Annotated in this window: 16 protein-coding genes; all 16 read left to right on the top strand. The window is 38.7% G+C overall.

The window, feature by feature from the left end:
• Nucleotides 1–119 precede the first annotated feature (119 nt).
• The 16 genes from secA to wrbA all read left to right on the top strand — a co-directional run bounded on the left by secA (nt 120) and on the right by wrbA (nt 18,116).
• A complete protein-coding gene (gene secA, locus MHH73_RS19455) occupies nt 120–2,645 on the top strand; it encodes a preprotein translocase subunit SecA (protein WP_191812954.1) in 2,526 nt (841 codons plus the stop codon).
• Nucleotides 2,646–2,775: 130 nt separating this feature from the next.
• Nucleotides 2,776–3,886 (top strand): peptide chain release factor 2 gene (prfB, locus tag MHH73_RS19450; protein WP_191812952.1). Its coding sequence is split into 2 segments (ribosomal slippage): nt 2,776–2,847 and nt 2,849–3,886, totalling 1,110 coding nucleotides; the frame shifts between segments, so codons are not numbered across the junction.
• A gap of 540 nt (nt 3,887–4,426) precedes the next feature.
• Nucleotides 4,427–5,302 carry a YitT family protein gene (locus MHH73_RS19445; RefSeq protein WP_191812950.1) on the top strand — a complete coding sequence of 292 codons (876 nt, stop codon included), beginning with the start codon at nt 4,427–4,429 and terminating at the stop codon, nt 5,300–5,302.
• Nucleotides 5,303–5,358: 56 nt separating this feature from the next.
• Nucleotides 5,359–5,712 (top strand): cytochrome c551, encoded by a 354-nt coding sequence (cccB, locus tag MHH73_RS19440; protein ID WP_191812948.1) that lies wholly within the window; start codon nt 5,359–5,361, stop codon nt 5,710–5,712.
• A gap of 523 nt (nt 5,713–6,235) precedes the next feature.
• A complete protein-coding gene (gene ftsE, locus MHH73_RS19435; protein ID WP_191812946.1) occupies nt 6,236–6,922 on the top strand; it encodes a cell division ATP-binding protein FtsE in 687 nt (228 codons plus the stop codon).
• A complete protein-coding gene (gene ftsX, locus MHH73_RS19430) occupies nt 6,912–7,805 on the top strand; it encodes a permease-like cell division protein FtsX (RefSeq protein ID WP_191812944.1) in 894 nt (297 codons plus the stop codon). Before ftsE ends, ftsX begins: the two co-directional genes overlap by 11 nt.
• An 89-nt stretch (nt 7,806–7,894) precedes the next feature.
• On the top strand, nt 7,895–9,280 hold the full coding sequence (locus MHH73_RS19425; protein ID WP_191812942.1) for a murein hydrolase activator EnvC family protein: 1,386 nt from the start codon (nt 7,895–7,897) through the stop codon (nt 9,278–9,280).
• A 262-nt stretch (nt 9,281–9,542) separates the two neighbouring features.
• Nucleotides 9,543–10,979, top strand: a complete 1,437-nt coding sequence (locus MHH73_RS19420; protein ID WP_191812940.1) for a S41 family peptidase — start codon at nt 9,543–9,545, stop codon at nt 10,977–10,979.
• A 448-nt stretch (nt 10,980–11,427) separates the two neighbouring features.
• A complete protein-coding gene (locus MHH73_RS19415; RefSeq protein WP_404826082.1) occupies nt 11,428–12,630 on the top strand; it encodes a PDZ domain-containing protein in 1,203 nt (400 codons plus the stop codon).
• Nucleotides 12,631–12,898: 268 nt separating this feature from the next.
• On the top strand, nt 12,899–13,870 hold the full coding sequence (locus tag MHH73_RS19410; protein ID WP_341068801.1) for a hypothetical protein: 972 nt from the start codon (nt 12,899–12,901) through the stop codon (nt 13,868–13,870).
• Nucleotides 13,871–14,156: 286 nt separating this feature from the next.
• The gene (locus tag MHH73_RS19405; protein WP_341068800.1) at nt 14,157–14,591 is read left to right on the top strand and encodes a MarR family winged helix-turn-helix transcriptional regulator; all 435 of its coding nucleotides are present in this window, start codon (nt 14,157–14,159) and stop codon (nt 14,589–14,591) included.
• A 42-nt stretch (nt 14,592–14,633) separates the two neighbouring features.
• Entirely contained in the window at nt 14,634–15,575 is a 942-nt protein-coding gene (locus MHH73_RS19400; RefSeq protein ID WP_341068799.1) for a ring-cleaving dioxygenase, read from the top strand.
• Nucleotides 15,576–15,596: 21 nt separating this feature from the next.
• Nucleotides 15,597–16,193 carry a flavin reductase family protein gene (locus tag MHH73_RS19395; protein WP_341068797.1) on the top strand — a complete coding sequence of 199 codons (597 nt, stop codon included), beginning with the start codon at nt 15,597–15,599 and terminating at the stop codon, nt 16,191–16,193.
• 14 nt (nt 16,194–16,207) lie between these two features.
• A complete protein-coding gene (locus MHH73_RS19390; protein ID WP_341068795.1) occupies nt 16,208–16,813 on the top strand; it encodes an alpha/beta hydrolase in 606 nt (201 codons plus the stop codon).
• An 18-nt stretch (nt 16,814–16,831) separates the two neighbouring features.
• Nucleotides 16,832–17,434: an NADPH-dependent FMN reductase gene (locus MHH73_RS19385; RefSeq protein ID WP_191812926.1), complete on the top strand. Its 603-nt coding sequence runs from the start codon at nt 16,832–16,834 to the stop codon at nt 17,432–17,434.
• A 73-nt stretch (nt 17,435–17,507) separates the two neighbouring features.
• Complete coding sequence (gene wrbA / locus MHH73_RS19380; RefSeq protein ID WP_191812923.1) at nt 17,508–18,116, top strand: NAD(P)H:quinone oxidoreductase; 609 nt, start codon at nt 17,508–17,510, stop codon at nt 18,114–18,116.
• Nucleotides 18,117–18,152: the final 36 nt, after the last annotated feature.

Raw genomic sequence — 18,152 nt, 5'->3', positions numbered from 1 at the left:
TCCTTCACACCTGACAAAAGTTGTCTCTACCCATGCGAAGTGGTATCATTAATACCATATATCATTGTTTCAGGAAGACTCTTAAAATAGACATCTCCAATAGATAAAGGAGCGTTTGTATGCTTGGGATTTTAAATAAGGTTTTTGATGTGAATAAACGTGAATTAAAACGCCTAACGAAAACGGCTGAACAAATAGAAGCATTAGCTTCGAAAATGGAAGCACTTAGTGATGAACAGTTAAAAGCGAAAACGGATGAGTTCAAAGAGCGTCATCAAAAAGGTGAATCCCTTGATGATTTATTAGTGGAAGCATTTGCTGTGGTTAGAGAAGCGTCAAGACGTGTATTTGGCTTATACCCTTATTCTGTACAGTTAATGGGTGGGGCAGCACTTCATGATGGTAATATATCTGAAATGAAAACCGGTGAAGGTAAAACTTTAACTTCCACGATGCCGGTTTATTTAAATGCGATTTCAGGAAAAGGTGTACATGTTGTAACAGTCAATGAATACTTAGTGACACGTGATGCTACTGAAATGGGACAACTATATGATTATCTTGGACTTACTGTTGGTTTGAACTTAAATGGTATGTCTAAAGAAGAAAAACAAGCAGCCTATGCAGCTGATATTACTTATAGCACAAACAATGAATTAGGATTTGATTATTTACGAGACAATATGGTGTTATACAAAGAGCAAAAAGTGCAACGCCCATTAAATTTTGCAGTCATTGATGAGGTTGACTCAATTTTAATTGATGAAGCGCGTACACCATTGATTATTTCAGGGTCCGCCCAAAAATCAACGAAACTTTATTTACAAGCGAATGCATTTGTTAGTCGCTTAAAGGTAGAGGAAGACTTCACTTACGATGAAAAAACAAAAGGTGTGCAATTAACGGAAGAAGGGATGACAAAGGCCGAGAAAGCTTTTGGTATTGAAAATTTATTTGATGTCTCTCATGTTTCGTTAAATCACCATATTACGCAAGCGTTAAAGGCACATACAAGTATGCATAAAGATGTGGACTATGTTGTACAAGAAGGCGAAATAGTGATTGTCGACCAATTCACTGGCCGCCTCATGAAGGGCCGTCGTTATAGTGATGGTCTTCATCAATCGATTGAAGCGAAGGAAGGTTTAGAAATTCAAAATGAAAGTATGACCCTTGCTTCCATTACATTCCAGAACTATTTCCGTATGTATGAAAAATTATCAGGTATGACAGGGACAGCTAAAACAGAAGAAGAGGAATTCCGCAATATTTACAATATGAATGTCATTGCGATTCCGACAAACCGTCCTGTTGCCCGTGATGATCGTTCGGATTTAATTTATGCAACGGTTGATGGAAAATATCGTGCTTTAGTGGAAGACATAGCAGAACGTCATAAAAATGGGCAACCAGTCCTTGTTGGTACAGTAGCCATTGAAACGTCTGAAATTATCTCAAAATATTTAACGAAAAAAGGAATTCCGCATAATGTCTTGAATGCGAAAAACCATGGCCGTGAAGCAGATATCATTTTAGATGCTGGTAAGTCTGGCGCCGTTACGATTGCCACTAATATGGCTGGTCGTGGTACTGATATCAAACTTGGTGAAGGTGTCAAAGAAGTCGGCGGCTTAGCTGTTATCGGTACAGAGCGACATGAAAGTCGTCGAATTGATAACCAGCTCCGTGGTCGTTCTGGTCGTCAAGGTGACCCTGGGGTGACACAGTTCTATTTATCAATGGAAGATGAATTAATGCGTCGCTTTGGTTCGGATAATATGAAAAACATGATGTCGAAGCTCGGCATGGATGATTCGCAACCGATTCAAAGTAAAATGGTTTCCCGTGCAGTTGAATCCGCACAAAAACGTGTAGAAGGAAATAACTTCGACGCGCGTAAACAGTTACTTTCTTATGATGATGTTTTGCGTCAGCAACGTGAGATCATTTATACACAAAGAAATGAAGTGCTTGATTCAGAGAACTTAAGAGAAATTGTTGAGCGTATGGTTCATAGTGTCTTAACACGGAACGTTCATGCTTTTTCTTCACAAACAGAAGAAGATGGTGACGATGAATGGAACTATGAAGGATTAGTTGATTACGTTAAGGGAAATCTTCTTCCAGAAGGAACGGTTACTGTGGACGATATTCGCAGAAAAGAAGCGGATGAAGTAATCGATCATATTTGGGATAAAATCATTGCCTTCTATAATGAAAAAGAAGAAAAAATGCAAACTGAACAAATGCGTGAATTCGAAAAAGTGATTATGCTTCGTGCCGTTGATACAAAATGGATTGATCATATTGATGCCATGGATCAGCTTCGCCAAGGGATTCACCTGCGTGCGTATGGACAAATTGATCCACTACGCGAATATCAAAAAGAAGGTTTCCACATGTTTGAAATGATGATTGCTGCTATTGAAGAAGATGTAGCGAAGTATGTGATGAAAGCAGAAATTCGTGACAATCTTCAACGTCAGGAAGTAGCAAAAGGCCAAGCTGTCAACCCGAAAGAAAGTGAAGGCGGCAAACAGAAGAAGAAAAAACCTGTTGTCAAACAAATGGATGTTGGGCGTAATGATCCATGTATTTGCGGCAGTGGGAAAAAATATAAAAACTGCTGTGGTACAAAAGGTTAACAGTATCTCAATAAGAGCCGGCAAAAACCTGTTTATAACGGTCGCTGCCGGCTTTTTACACGAAGTGTTTCACTTTGTCTGGAGAAGTTATATAATATAAAGGTTAAAAATATGTGTAGAGGTGACCAAGATGGAATTAGCAGAGATTCGTCATGAGTTAGAAAAAACAGCTAAGATTTTAGCGGACTTTAGGGGGTCTCTTTGACTTAGAAAACAAAGAGGCACGTATTGCAGAACTTGATAACGAGATGCTTCATCCTAGTTTTTGGGATGATCAACAAGCAGCACAAGTAGTAATTAATGAGTCCAATGCATTAAAAGAACAAGTCAATGAGTTCAATGATTTAAATGAGACGTTCGAGAATCTCGAATTAACATATGAATTAGTAAAAGAAGAAGCAGATGTTGAACTGCAAGAAGAGCTTGAAACGGAAATCATTGCTTTATCAAAGCGTTTAGCTGATTTTGAGTTGCAATTGCTTCTAAGTGAAGAATACGATAAAAACAACGCGATTTTAGAACTTCATCCAGGTGCTGGTGGTACAGAGTCTCAGGACTGGGGTTCCATGTTATTACGTATGTACACACGATGGGCAGAGAAAAAAGGATTTAAAGTAGAAACATTAGATTACCTCCCAGGTGACGAAGCGGGAATTAAAAGCGTAACATTGTCTATTAAAGGACATAATGCTTATGGCTATTTAAAAGCGGAAAAAGGCGTTCATCGACTTGTACGTATTTCACCATTTGATTCTTCTGGCCGTCGCCATACTTCCTTTGTATCTTGTGAAGTAATGCCAGAATTTAACGATGAGATTGAAATTGATATCCGTACCGAGGATTTAAAAATCGATACGTACCGGGCAAGTGGAGCAGGTGGACAGCATATCAATACAACTGATTCAGCGGTAAGGATTACGCATTTACCAACAAATGTCGTTGTTACATGCCAATCAGAACGTTCCCAAATTAAAAACCGCGAACAAGCAATGAAAATGCTGAAAGCGAAACTTTACCAAAAGAAAATCGAAGAACAAGAGCAAGAATTACTAGAAATTCGTGGAGAACAAAAAGAAATTGGTTGGGGAAGCCAAATTCGTTCATACGTCTTCCATCCATACTCTATGGTAAAAGACCACCGTACAAGCACCGAATCAGGCAATGTACAAGGCGTTATGGACGGGGACCTAGACATCTTCATCAATGCTTACCTTCGTTCTAAATTGAGCTTAGGTGAATAAGGAGTAAAGCAGCGCCCGCAATAGTGGGCGCTGTTATTTTATGAGCGACATTTGAATCTGAAAGTGAGGGTGAGCGTACAAAAGGGAATCGCAAGTCACTCAGAAGGAAACTCGCGATGTAAGCACAGCTAGCACGGAAATTCTCACATTGAAAGTTGAGCAAAAAACATCCTTGCCACAATAGAACAAACTGGTGAAACCAAGTAGCTACCCTCAAAATGGTCTTCTGCTTGCACCACTATGTGCAGCGCCCGATTTTTAAAAATGTAAAAGGGAGAACGGAGAGTCTCCTCGCATAATCCCACCCACCACAACTCATAATAAACTTTATATCTTTGTTTATTTACCCCTTTAACACAGTAGTTTAATGTCATTTACATAGGATAAAAGGCATGCTATACTCACTCTCGGAAAAGACAAAGGTGATGAATAGATTGAATTATGCGCATTGACTCTTAATTGAGACGATTTCTTATTGCCTCGTGTCTCTTAGCAAATAACTATCATTTTAGACTGGCACTAAGGAGGCATTTTACGTAAATGAATGGTCAAAAGGAAAATAAAAAGAAGCGAAAGACAGTAACAGAGAACTCAAAGTTAGTGGAATACTTATTTGTATTGATTGGATCGGCACTTGTCGCTATTAGTTTTAACTTATTTTTACTACCAAATGAGGTGGCCTCAGGGGGAGTAAGTGGGATTAGTACGATCTTGAAGGCAGTTACAGGGTGGGAACCAGCTTATGTGCAGTGGGCGCTAAATATTCCCTTATTTATTGCTGGTGTCATATTATTAGGTGGATCATTCGGTATTAAGACATTAGTTGGAACCATATTCCTACCTTTCGTTGTTTTCTTAACAAAAGACTTGGAGCCTTGGACGATGGATCCGCTACTTGCCTCTTTGTTCGGTTGTATCGGTGTTGGTTTGGGTCTAGGAATTACCTTCCGCGGAAAGGCATCTACAGGTGGGACGGATTTAGCAGCCCAGATTATTCATAAATATACCGGTTTATCTCTAGGTATATGTGTGGCACTTATTGATGGATTGATCGTAATCGCAGCGGCAGTTGTGTTTGATATTGAAAAAGGTTTATATGCATTAATCGGTCTGTATGTAACGAGTAAAACCATTGATATCGTTCAGGTTGGTCTTGGTAGAAAAAAAATGGCACTCATTATTACGAACCGTCAAGATGAAGTTCGTGATGGAATTTTGAATAAAATTGATAGAGGTGTGACAAAACTATCAGCATACGGTGGATATACAGATCATGAACGTCCTGTTTTAATGTGTGTGGTTGATCAGACAGAGTTCACGAAATTGAAACAACTTGTTCAATCAATTGACCCATCTGCTTTTATCATTGTTAGCGATGCTTCTGAGGTACTTGGAGAGGGTTTTAAACGGGCGTAAGATTGGTATAATTTCACTGTAATCTGTAAATTTTCCTATAAGGGGAGGTAATTGTAATGAAGAAAAAGCTTTTATCAATTCTTTTCGGCTCAGCTCTTGTTTTTTCACTCGCTGCATGTGGCGGTAATGATGAAGCAGGCGAAGACACAGCAACAGATGATAATACGAGTGGTGAAGAGTCAACAGCGGATGCAGGAGATGCACAAAAGCTTTATGACAATAACTGTATGAGTTGTCATGGAGGAGACCTTTCAGGGGGTGCTGGACCTGCGCTAGATAAAATCGGTTCTAATTACTCTGCTGAAGAAATTCACGATATTATTATCAATGGTAAAGGTGCTATGCCTGGTGGTCTCTTAAATGAAGAAGAAGCGAATACCGTTGCCGAATGGCTTGCTGCAAAGAAATAATTAAAGGAAACGCGCTCAGAGCGCGTTTTTTCTTTGAGAAAAATAAAGAAAAATCGACAAATATCACGTGATCTCGTCAGTAAACAATGACACTAGCCTATCCTTTCAAATATTGAGCTACTTACATGACTTTAAACGGAAAATTGCGACAAAAGAAAGGTCTAATTATCTAATATTGGAAAATAATACTATTATAATTCCTTAAAAATAGACATATTCACCTAAAATATTACCGTCTTGAAAAGAAAATGTAATAATTTTATTCGTTATTTTGACAATATATGATGTTATAATGAGTGAAGTAAACTTAAGAAATGTTGTTTGATCCCTCGAGTCAATGGTTTTTAGAAGAAGATGTCAGTTTTTGTCGATTAAATGCATCTTTATCATTCACACACCGCAATTGCCCCGCCTAAGTAAAAAGAAACCCACTTTAACTGATGATTATTTTATAAAAAAATAATTGGGGTTAGGCTTGCGCAATTTTTAACTAAAAATAAACTCCGGATATAAGGTGATCTACATGTTAGAAATGAAAAATGTATATAAAAAATATAAAAATGGTGTTACTGCAACAAATGGCATTGACGTAAAGATCGACCAAGGTGAGTTTGTCTATATCGTTGGTCCAAGTGGTGCAGGTAAATCTACATTTATAAAAATGATGTATCGAGAAGAAAAGCCAACAAGCGGTACAATCACGCTAAATGGAATAGATATGGGCTCATTAAAAAATAGCAAAGTGCCACTCATTAGGCGTAATATCGGGGTAGTCTTCCAGGACTTTAAGTTGCTACCGAAGTTGAATGTTTATGAAAATGTAGCTTATACACTTGAAGTTATTGAAGAGAATCCGAAAAATATAAAGAAGAAAGTAATGGATACACTAGATTTAGTTGGTTTAAAACATAAGGTACGTATGTTTCCTGATGAGCTTTCAGGAGGAGAACAGCAGCGTGTTTCTATAGCTCGCTCGATCGTCAATCAGCCAAAGTTGGTCATTGCCGATGAACCAACAGGAAACTTAGACCCTGATACATCTTGGGAAATCATGAATATCTTTGAAGAAATCAACACGAGAGGTACAACGGTTATCATGGCTACCCACAATAAAACGATCGTTAACACGATGAAGCATCGTGTCATTGCGATTGAAAGTGGCAGAATTGTCCGTGATGAGCAAAGAGGTGATTACGGATATGAAATCTAATACTTTTTTAAGACATGTGAGAGAAAGTTTTAAGAGCTTAGGTCGTAACGGATGGATGACATTTGCTTCTGCAAGTGCAGTGACAGTTACATTGATTCTTGTTGGTGTATTCTTTGCCATTATGATGAACCTCAACCATATGGCAAGCAGCATTGAAAGTGATGTTGAAATAAGAGTCTACATTGACCGTACTGCTTCAGAAGAAGATGCGACAGCATTAGAAGAGAAAATTGCTGCACTTCCAAAAGTTGATTCTGTTACATTCTCTGGGAAAGATGAAGAACTAGATAGCTTAATTAGTAGCTTAGGTGAAGAGGGAGAAGCTTTTAAGCTTTTCCAACAGGACAACCCTTTAAATGATGTTTACGTTGTGCAAGCAAAAACACCAAGTGATACAATTCCATTAGCTGAGGAAATCGATGAAATGGAATTTACTGCTAACGTGAATTATGGACAAGGAACGGTTGAGAATTTATTTTCTACCATTAATTTTGGCCGTAATATAGGGATTATTTTAATTGTGGGCTTATTATTTACTGCTATGTTCTTAATCTCAAACACGATTAAAATTACTATCGTTTCAAGACGTCGCGAAATTGAGATTATGAGATTAGTTGGGGCAACAAATTCCTTTATACGCTGGCCATTCTTCTTAGAAGGTCTATGGCTAGGGTTGCTCGGATCAGTTATTCCAGTCATATCTGTAGGTACAGCGTATTATTACTTTTATGATTACGTATCACCAAAACTTCAAGGTCATTTTATTCAATTGCTAGAGGTGACACCATTTATTTACCAAGTGGGCGCGATCCTTATTATATTAGGTGCAATTATTGGCGTTTGGGGAAGTTTAATGTCTGTTCGTAAGTTTTTGAAAATATAAGGATGCTTGAGCTGGGTTGGCATGACATGCTGACTTAGCTCTTTATACATATTTGCCACGGGGAGAAACATACGAGAGGGGAAATAAAATTGAAGAAAAAGATTGTTACATTATCTTTAGCCGCAATGATGAGTGTTGGAACGGTTACGGCAACAATGCCAACGAATGTTTTCGCCGATAAGCTTGGGGATTTAGAAAGTCAAAGTGAAGAGCTTAAGAAGGAGAAATCTAATATTGATTCGCAAATTAATAAGTCTCAAAAAGAGATTGAGAGATTAGTAGGCGAGCAAGAGGATGCTAAAGCAGCTGTTGAAAGATTAACGAAAGAAATCTCTGATGCAGAAGCGCAAATAGATGAGAAAAACAAAGAGATTGAAGCTAAGAAAGCAGAAATTAAAAAGCTAGAACAAGAAATTGAAGATTTAAAAGAACGTATTAAACAAAGAAACGAACTTTTAAAAGACCGAGCCCGTTCGATGCAAGAATCAGGTGGAACTGTTAATTACATAGACGTATTACTTGGCGCACAAAGTTTCAGTGATTTTATTGGACGAGTTGGAGCAGTTGCGACAATTGTTGAAGCTGACCAAGAGATTGTAAGACAGCAAGAAGAAGATAAGAAATCTTTAGAACAAAAACAAGCAAAAGTAAAAGAAGATTTAGCTTCGCTTGAAGGTATGCGTAAAGAATTAGAAAAAATGAAAGCAAATCTGGATAACCAGAAAAAAGAGAAGGCTAATCTTATTACAATCTTAAAAGAAGAAGAAGATCATCATCATGCTGAGAAAATAAGTGGTGAAGAAGAAAAAGAATTATTAGCCGCTCAAGAGAAAGCGATTGAAAAAGCGATACAAGCAGAGAAAGACCGCCAAGCTGAAGAAGCACGAAAAGCTGAAGAAGCGAAACAAGCTGAACTCGCAAGACAGGCAGAAGCGAAAAAAGCAGCTGAAGCGCCAGCCAAATCAGCAAAACAAGAAACTGGAGCGACTAATAGTTCAGGCAACAGTGGTTCCGATAGTTCTTCAGAATCAAGTGGTGGACAAGAACAAGTACAAACACCACCTCCGTCAAGTGGAGATTGGATTCGTCCTTCAGCAGGTGTATTAACTTCAGGTTTAGGACAACGATGGGGCTCTTACCATGCTGGAATTGATTTAGCAGCAGCAGGAACAGTACCTATTTATGCCGCGGCTGATGGTGTTGTCATTCAATCTTACCATTCATCAAGCTATGGTGAAGTCGTATTTATTGCACATTCTATTAATGGGCAAACGTATACAACGGTTTATGCACATATGAGAAGTGGCTCAAGATCTGTAAGTAATGGCCAAACAGTTTCACAAGGTCAACAAATTGGCCTAATGGGTAACACAGGACAATCAACAGGACAACATTTACACTTTGAACTGCATAAAGGTGGTTGGAACCAATCGAAATCTAATGCAATTAACCCGGTTGGCGTTGTACCATTGTAAGAGAGGAGCTTTTAAAGCTTCTCTTTTTTTTTACCCATTGTACGATATATAAAACAATTTTAACATAAAATGACTCTTTTGATACCTTTATCGAGGTAGAAAAGAGTCATTTTTCACTATTTTGGATATTTGAAGACTCTTGTTGCTTTTTTAAGAACAGGAAAGACCTTTGTAGTGAAACAATTTCCTAATCATAACTCGTCCTATTCATTCATATATTGGTTAAAGAGCCACAGTTACATAAAGAAGGGACGGCGGTTAAGTGGGCAAAAAGAAAGTAGTTATATTAATGGTCATATCATTACTTGTAGGCGTGATAGGTTCCTATGCAGGCTTTCAATTAAAGTTCAATATATCGCAAACAAAACAGTTAGAAGAAGAAGAAGGTAGTCAACAGCTAGCATCTGATTTGGAGAAAATGAACGCTGCCTATCAGCTCATTTACAAAAATTATGTTGAAGAAGTAGATGCACATAAGTTAACAGAAGGCGCGATTCAAGGGATGCTATCCACATTAAACGATGATTATTCCGTTTATATGGATGAAAGTACAGCAAAACAATTTAGTGAAACACTCGATTCCTCATTTGAAGGGATTGGGGCCGAAGTTAGTTTAGTAGATGGTAAGATCATTATTGTCTCTCCAGTCAAAAATTCACCAGCAGAGCAAGCTGGTTTAAAACCAAATGACCAAATCATCAAAATTGATGATGAAAGTGTTGAAGGGTTTAATTTATTGCAAGCGACATTAAAGATAAAAGGAAAAAAAGGCACAAAAGTCAAACTGACCATTAAGAGAGAAGGCATGCAAAACCCGTTAGAAATAGAAATTGTCCGTGCGGAAATACCTCATATTACAGTCAATTCAGAGCTGTTAACGCATGACAATGAAAAAGTTGGCTATGTTGAAATTACTTCTTTTGCTACGGATACAGCTAAGGAGTTTAAGATTGCTCTCAAGGATCTAGAAGAAAAGGAAATGGATAGTTTGTTAATTGATGTACGAAATAACCCTGGTGGACTACTAAAAGTAGTTGACGAAATATTGGAAGAGTTGGTTACGAAGGAGAAACCATATGTGCAGATAGAACAAAGAAATGGTGAAAGAATCATGAGTTTTTCTCCATTAGAAGAGAAGAAGTCGTATCCAATCGGCGTCCTTATTGATAAGGGCAGTGCTTCAGCATCAGAAATTTTAGCAGCAGGCCTGAAAGAAGCAGGCGATTATCCGCTAATTGGTACCCAAACATTTGGTAAAGGAACCGTTCAGCAACCTGTTCCAATGGGGGATGGAAGTAATATTAAATTGACCTTATATAAATGGCTTACACCTGATGGGAATTGGATTCATAAAAAAGGGGTGGAACCTACCTATGAAGTAAAACAATCTGAACTGTATGAGACTCACCCCATCCAAGTCGAGAAAACGTTAAAAACGGACATGAATAATGATCAAGTGAAGAATGCGCAATTTATTTTAAAAACCTTAGGTTATGAACCTGGCCGAGAGGATGGCTATTTTAGTGCCGCTACGGCAACAGCAGTTAGAGCGTTTCAACATGCAGCGGGCCTAAAAGCAAACGGACAAATTGATGAAAAAACAGCCGAATCTCTTGAAAAAGAAGTCATTAAGCAAAGAAATGATCAGGACAATGATATGCAATTACAAACAGGCTTGCGTATTATGGCAAACCAATAACGATTGGTTTGATTGAAATCAAAACCGGACAAACTCAATGTTTGTTCGGTTTTTAATATGAGGTTGTTGTTTCGAAATGTTCCGACGGGTAAAGGGAGGGTTGGGGAGAATGCAAAAAAAGCCATAAAGATATCTTCGCTTTCGAAAAACGGTTTTGCACGTCACAAGGGAAATTGATAATGAAGCTATGCAAAAATGGTTACACATCATTCAAATCACAACCCGGAAATAAACGCAGAACCAAATGCCAGGCGAGAAATCTTTCTCCTTGCCTTTAGAATTTCCCCCTACTTCAAAAAAATTAAATAGAAGCACTAGAGGTTTTCTCACTTGTATTTTGGAAATGGTTTGTTACAAAAAGGAAGAAGACAATGGGTTGGCTATGTTTTTAGAGGGATATTTGGTAGAATATAGTCAGATTAATAGATTAGATTAATGGTAGAGGTTGGTGGGAAGCTTGGCTGAGGCTTGGGCAATAGAGTTATTGAAGGGGTTAGGAAGGTTATTTCTAAACCCGGTCTTTTATTTAGTATTTCTAGCAGCTGCTTATTACGGTATACAACGAGTCAACAGGGAAAGACAGCATTTTTTAGTCCGTGCTGAAAATGCCTATTTTGAGCTGAAGCAATTATTGCCTTTAGGACTCATTCTCGGTGTTTCTCTTTCACTAATTATCGTAATAGCTGGTTTAACTGTTCCTGTTGAGTTACTTGTTTTTGCAACCGCTGCAACAATCATCTTGATGCTGACTCCAAAAGCAAGATGGGCTACACCTGCTTATACGGTAAGCATTGGTTTTATTCTGACTTTCTTTGCATTAGAACAGAACTGGCCGCTGCCTGCTTTCATCTCATCACAAGTGGAGGGCGCAGTGTATTTTTTGCCAGCTGTCGCAATAATCATTGCCTTACTTGTAGTTGCTGAAGGAATAATGATCACAATCAATGGTCCAAAAGGGACGTCACCAAGACTTATGAAGAGTCGCCGTGGTCAGATTGTGGGCATGCATGAAGCAAAAAGAATGTGGCTTTTACCACTGTTTTTATTAATACCTGGTGATGCCCTTAGTTTGGATGCAACATGGTGGCCATTATTTTCAATTGGAGATCAATCGTATGCTTTAGTAGCTGTTCCTTTCGCTATTGGTTTTCAACAACAAATCCAAAGCAAATTTCCAGCTATAGCCGTCGCGGCTTATGGGAAAAAAGTCATTTTCTTTGGTGCGTTGTTGCTCTTTATTGCCAGTGGTGCATTTGTTTATCCAATAGTAAGCTTAGCGATACCGGTACTAGCAATCGTAGGGAGAGAGTGGTTAAATTATCGCCAACGCTCTGTGGATGCAAAGGCAGCGTTTTACTTTGCTAAAAAGAATGAAGGCCTAATGATCATTGGTGTTGTTCCTCATTCTCCAGCAGACAAAATGGGATTAAAAGTAGGAGAGACCGTTCTTAAAGTGAATGGTTTGCAAGTGAATGATGAAAAGGGATTTTATCAAGCATTGCAAAAAAATGCAGCTCATTGCAAACTTGAAGTCATTGATATCAATAATGAAAATCGCTTTGTCCAAAGAGCACTTTATAAAACAGATCATCATGAATTAGGAATTCTCTTTATTAAAGACGAATTTAAGAAAAATCACCAAGCAGTTTAACATCTTTACCGGTTGTCTCTATGGGGCAATCGGTTTTTTAAGGTTGAGAAAAGCATATGTCCTTTATCATGAGTACGAGTGGGACTAATTTTGAATTACTGAACGGCAATATTGGGGCGCGATGAGTATGAAATAATTAGACCGTTTATAATTTTGAAGTGGATCCATTATTGCAGATATAGTTAATCATAGATGATAAAGCAAGCGTCTTGAGTATGATCGACCGGTAAAGGGAGAAAACAAAGCAAATAGGTTGAGCCTCGGAAAGGTGAGCAACGTAAAAGGAGAAAGCAAAGCAAACAGATCGAGCCTCGGAAAGGTGAGCAACGTAAAAGGAGAAAGCAAAGCAAACAGATCGAGCCTCGGAAGAATGAGCAACGCAAAAGGAGAAAGCAAAGCAAATAGAGCAAGTCTCGGAAAAATGAGCAACGCAAAAGGAGAAAGCAAAGCAAATAGAGCAAGCCTCGTAAAAATGAGCAACGTAAAAGGAGAAAGCAGAGCAAATAGAGCAAGCCTCGGGAAAATGAGCAACGTAATAAGAGAAAGCAAAGCAAACAGAGCAAGTCTCGTGAAAATGAGCAATGCAAAAGAAGAAACCAAAGCAAACAGATCGAGCCTCGGAAAAATGAGCAACGTAAAAAGAGAAAGTAAAGCAAATAGAGCAAGTCTTAGAAAGATGAGCAACTTAACAAGAGAAAACAAAGCAAACAGAGCAAGCCTTGGAAAAATGAGCAACGGAAAAAGAGAAAACAAGGCAAATAGATCAAGTATCGGAAAGATTAGCAACGTAAAAGGAGAAAGCAAAGCAAACAGATCGAGCCTCGGAAGAATGAGCAACGCAAAAGGAGAAAGCAAAGCAAATAGAGCAAGCCTTGGAAAGATGAGCAACGTAAAAGAAGAAAGCAAAGCAAACAGAGCAAGCCTCGGGAAAATGAGCAACGCAAAAGAAGAAAGCAAAGCAAACAGATCGAGCCTCGTAAAAATGAGCAACGCAAAAGGAGAAAGTAAAGCAAACAGATCGAGCCTCGTAAAAATGAGCAACGTAAAAGAAGAAAGCAAAGCAAACAGAGCAAGCCTCGGGAAAATGAGCAACGTAAAAGAAGAAAGCAAAGCAAATAGAGCAAGTCTTAGAAAGATGAGCGACGTAAATGGAGAAAGCAAAGCAAATAGAGCAAGCCTCGTAAAGATGAGCAACGTAACAAAAGAACCGAAGCAAACAGAGCAAACATCCAAAAAATAAGCAACGTAAACGAAATAAACAATACAAATAAAGATAACAAGCCAAATATATGCAACACAAAGTGAGCTAAATAACTCCCACCATTAAATTAAATACACCCTCTATCTCTTCTAATTAAAAGGGTTACAATCTACTGAAGCCCCTGAACGTGATGAAAAACATGCGGCCCTTAAATGAACGAGAAAATAAAAAAGTTCAAAATAGGATTGACATTAGTTTGAATTCGAGATATTATTATCTCATATTCAAGATAATTAAATTAAAGATAAAAAGTGAGGCGATGAAAATGGTTCATAAGACGACATTAGATTCATTCGCTTGCTTAATGCAAACTAACAGATATATGCAAGATCAGATGAAAGACTGGTTAAACAAATATAAGCTCACCTTAACAGAGTATTCTGTACTTCAAGTCCTGCATCAAAAGGGGCGACAATCCGTACAGCAAATTAGTAAAAGTGTTTGGTTAACGAGCGGCAGTATGACTTATGTGATTGACCGCCTGCAAGAAAAGGGTTATTTATCTAGAAGTGATTGCAAAGAGGATCGACGGGTTGTTTTTGTAACGATAACAAATGCAGGTAAGGAATTAATGGATGTGATCAGTCCATTCTTAAAAGAAGAGATTTCAACCTTATTTCAACAAACAACCCAAGAAGAACAACAATTAGTAATTGATATTCTTCATAAAATAACACAAAATAAATTAACTCACACCTAATATCTCAATTTCGAGATACTTGAAGGTTAGAGACGTGAAAGGATGTTCAAAATGGAAAAACAAACAATGGGGATTCATCACATTACAGCGATTGTCGGCCATCCACAGGAAAATGTAGATTTTTATGCTGGAATTTTAGGTTTACGTCTTGTTAAAAAAACAGTTAACTTTGATGACCCGGGAACGTATCACCTTTATTTCGGTGATGAGGGAGGTAAACCAGGTACAATTATTACTTTCTTCCCTTGGGCAGATGCTTATCATGGCATCATTGGTGACGGGCAAGTGGGTATTACTGCTTATGCTGTTCCATCTGGCGCACTTCCTTTTTGGGAGGAACGTTTAACGAGTAGAGGCATTTCTTTTGAAAAACAAATGCGCTTTGGTGAACAAGTACTAAGCTTCGATGACCCACATGGCTTACATTTAGAGCTTGTTGAAAGAGAAGCTGGGGAAGAGAATACTTGGACATTTAATGGAATTTCTAAAGAAGTGGCGATTAAAGGTTTCGCCGGGGCCGTTCTTTATTCTAGCAATGGTGGGAAAACAGGTGAGCTACTTGAAACAATGGGTTTAACAAAAGTGGCTGAAGAAGGAGCATTCGTCAGATATCAATCAAAAAGCGATATTGGCAATATTGTTGATGTGAAGTTAACAAGCTCAGGAAAAGGAAGAATGGGTGTCGGAACAGTCCACCACATTGCATGGCGTGCAGCAGATGATGCTGACCAATTAGATTGGAAAAAATATATTGAAAGCTTTGGTTATGGCGTCACACCGGTGCAAGACAGAAATTACTTTAACGCGATTTACTTCAGAGAATATGGCGATATTCTTTTTGAAATTGCAACTGATCCGCCAGGCTTTGCTCATGATGAAAGTCAGGAAACGATGGGAACAGAATTAATGCTTCCAGAGCAATATGAAAAATATCGTGGACAATTACAGAGAAGATTAATTCCGATTGATGTGAGAGAAGTGTGATTGAAAAGGAGGATGAAAGCAATGGTAAGTATTGATCCGACCACGCAAACCGAGAGGGAGAATTACAAGTTATTGATCGGAAGTATTATTCCGAGACCGATTGCCTTTGTCACTTCACAATCAACTGCTGGTGTAATGAATGGTGCACCGTTCAGTTTCTTTAATATCGTATCTTCTAATCCGCCGATGATTGCTGTTTCTGTAGCAAGAAGAGCAGGTGAGATGAAAGATACTGCTAAAAATGTAAGTGATACGAAGGAGTTTGTCGTCCATCTTGTTGATGAGTCGAATGTTACGCAAATTAATGAAACAGCGGCTACTCTCTCACCAGATGTGGATGAATTAGAGCTAAATGGATTAGAGACAACTTCGAGTACAGTTGTTAATGTACCAGGAATCGTGAAAGCAAAAGTGAGGATGGAATGTCAGCTTGCTCATCATATAGAACTTGAAGGGAATGCTGACCTACTTATCGGTAAAGTTGTCTACTTCCATTTTAATGATGAAATTTATGAAGCAGGCAAAATCAACGCTGAAAAATTAGGGGCAATCAGTCGCTTGGCTGGAAACGATTATGCGAAAGTAGGAGAAGTATTTACAATTGTTCGACCGAAATAATGGAGGGGATATACATGAAACATATTTTTGAAAAGGGTAGTGACGCATCAAAACAAACCCTATTATTACTTCATGGAACAGGAGGAAATGAGCTTGACCTTCTCCCGTTAGCTGGCAAAATTGACGAGGGTGCATCCGTGCTAAGTGTCCGAGGTAATGTTCTTGAAAATGGGATGCCACGCTTTTTTAGAAGGTTAGCAGAAGGGGTTTTTGATGAGGAGGACTTAATCTTCCGTACGAAAGAGCTTTATCAATTTTTAGATGAAGCAGCTGAAAAATATGGTTTTGACCGTCAGAAGATCGTTGCATTAGGATATTCAAATGGTGCTAATATTGCGGCCAGCATGATGTTCCATTATAAAGACGCTGTGAAAGCAGCAATCTTGCATCATCCAATGGTACCGAGAAGAGGGATAGAATTGCCTGATTTAACAGGCAAAAAAGTATTCATTGGCGCAGGGACGAATGATCCAATTTGTTCACCAGAAGAATCCGAAGAGTTAAAGCGTTTATTAGAAAATGCGGGAGCCGATGTCCACCTTCATTGGGAACATATGGGGCATCAGCTTTCATTCAAAGAAGTTGAAGAAGCAGCACAATGGTATAAAGCCAGCATCTAAGAAATGGGGAGAGGCAACATGAGCTTTTTAAATAAATTATTCAAGAAAAATAAACAACATCCTGAGGAGGAAATGAAAATGGAAAAATTAAATATCGGTATTATTTTAGGAAGCACAAGAGAAGGTCGCGTAAGCCCACAAGTAGGCCAATGGGTGAAAGAAATAGCTGATGCACGTGGGGATGCAAATTACGAAATTATTGATATTGCTGACTTTCAACTACCGTTCCTTGGTACAACAGATGGCACAGAGCCTGGTATTGCAGCATGGGGAGATAAGCTAGATAGTATGGATGGCTTTGTGTTTATTGTACAGGAATACAACCATAGTATTAGTGGTGCTTTAAAAAATGCGATCGACTTTGCTCGCGATCAATGGGCGAATAAAGCAGCGGGTATTGTTAGTTATGGATCTACTGGTGGTGCTCGTGCGGCGGAACATCTTCGTGGCATTTTAGGCGAGTTACAAGTCGCAGATGTGCGCACACATCCAACACTTTCACTTTTTACTGATTTCGTAAATGGTAATGAATTTAAGCCTCAGGACTTGCACCAAGCAAATATGAAAATGATGCTTGATCAAGTGCTAGCATGGAGCGGTGCATTAAAAACATTAAGATAAGTTTAATGCATAGTGTTGGAAGGAATAGAAACAATATAGATGTATATGAGATATCAAGGAGGATTCTATTCAGATGAGTATTAAATTAGCAGTGATTTATTATAGTTCAACAGGTACGAACTACCAAATGGCACAGTGGGCAGAACAAGGGGCAAAAGAAGCCGGCGCTGAAGTGAAATTGTTAAAGATTCCTGAAACAGCGCCTGAGGCAGCCATCGATTCTAATCCTGCATGGCGTGCCAATGCGGATGCTACGAAAGATGTACCAGAAGTTACACTTGCCGACCTTGAATGGGCAGACGCGATTGTTTTTAGTTTCCCAACTCGTTTTGGTAACATTGCTTCACAAGTGCAAGCTTTTATTGATACTGCTGGTGGACTTTGGGCACAAGGCAAACTTGCGAATAAAGTAGTGAGTGCAATGAGCTCTGCTTCTAATCCTCACGGTGGTCAAGAAGCAACCCTTCTTTCATTCTATACAACCATGTTCCATTGGGGAGCAATTGTTGCCGCACCAGGCTTCACTGACCCAAGCATTTTTGCTGGTGGAGGAAATCCTTACGGCGCAAGTTCAACCCAAGGACAAGATGGCAAGATCGTTGAAGATAATGAAGCAGCAGTTAAACATCAAGCTAAACGTACTGCAACTGTTGCTGAATGGATTCAAAAAGGTCAACAATAACCATGATTTACAAAGGTATTTTAGGGAGACTCCTAA

It is taken from the genome of Cytobacillus sp. FSL K6-0265, from assembly GCF_038003465.1.
In the GTDB taxonomy this organism is placed as follows: domain Bacteria; phylum Bacillota; class Bacilli; order Bacillales; family Cytobacillaceae; genus Cytobacillus; species Cytobacillus stercorigallinarum.
This window is presented reverse-complemented; position numbering and strand designations above follow the sequence as displayed.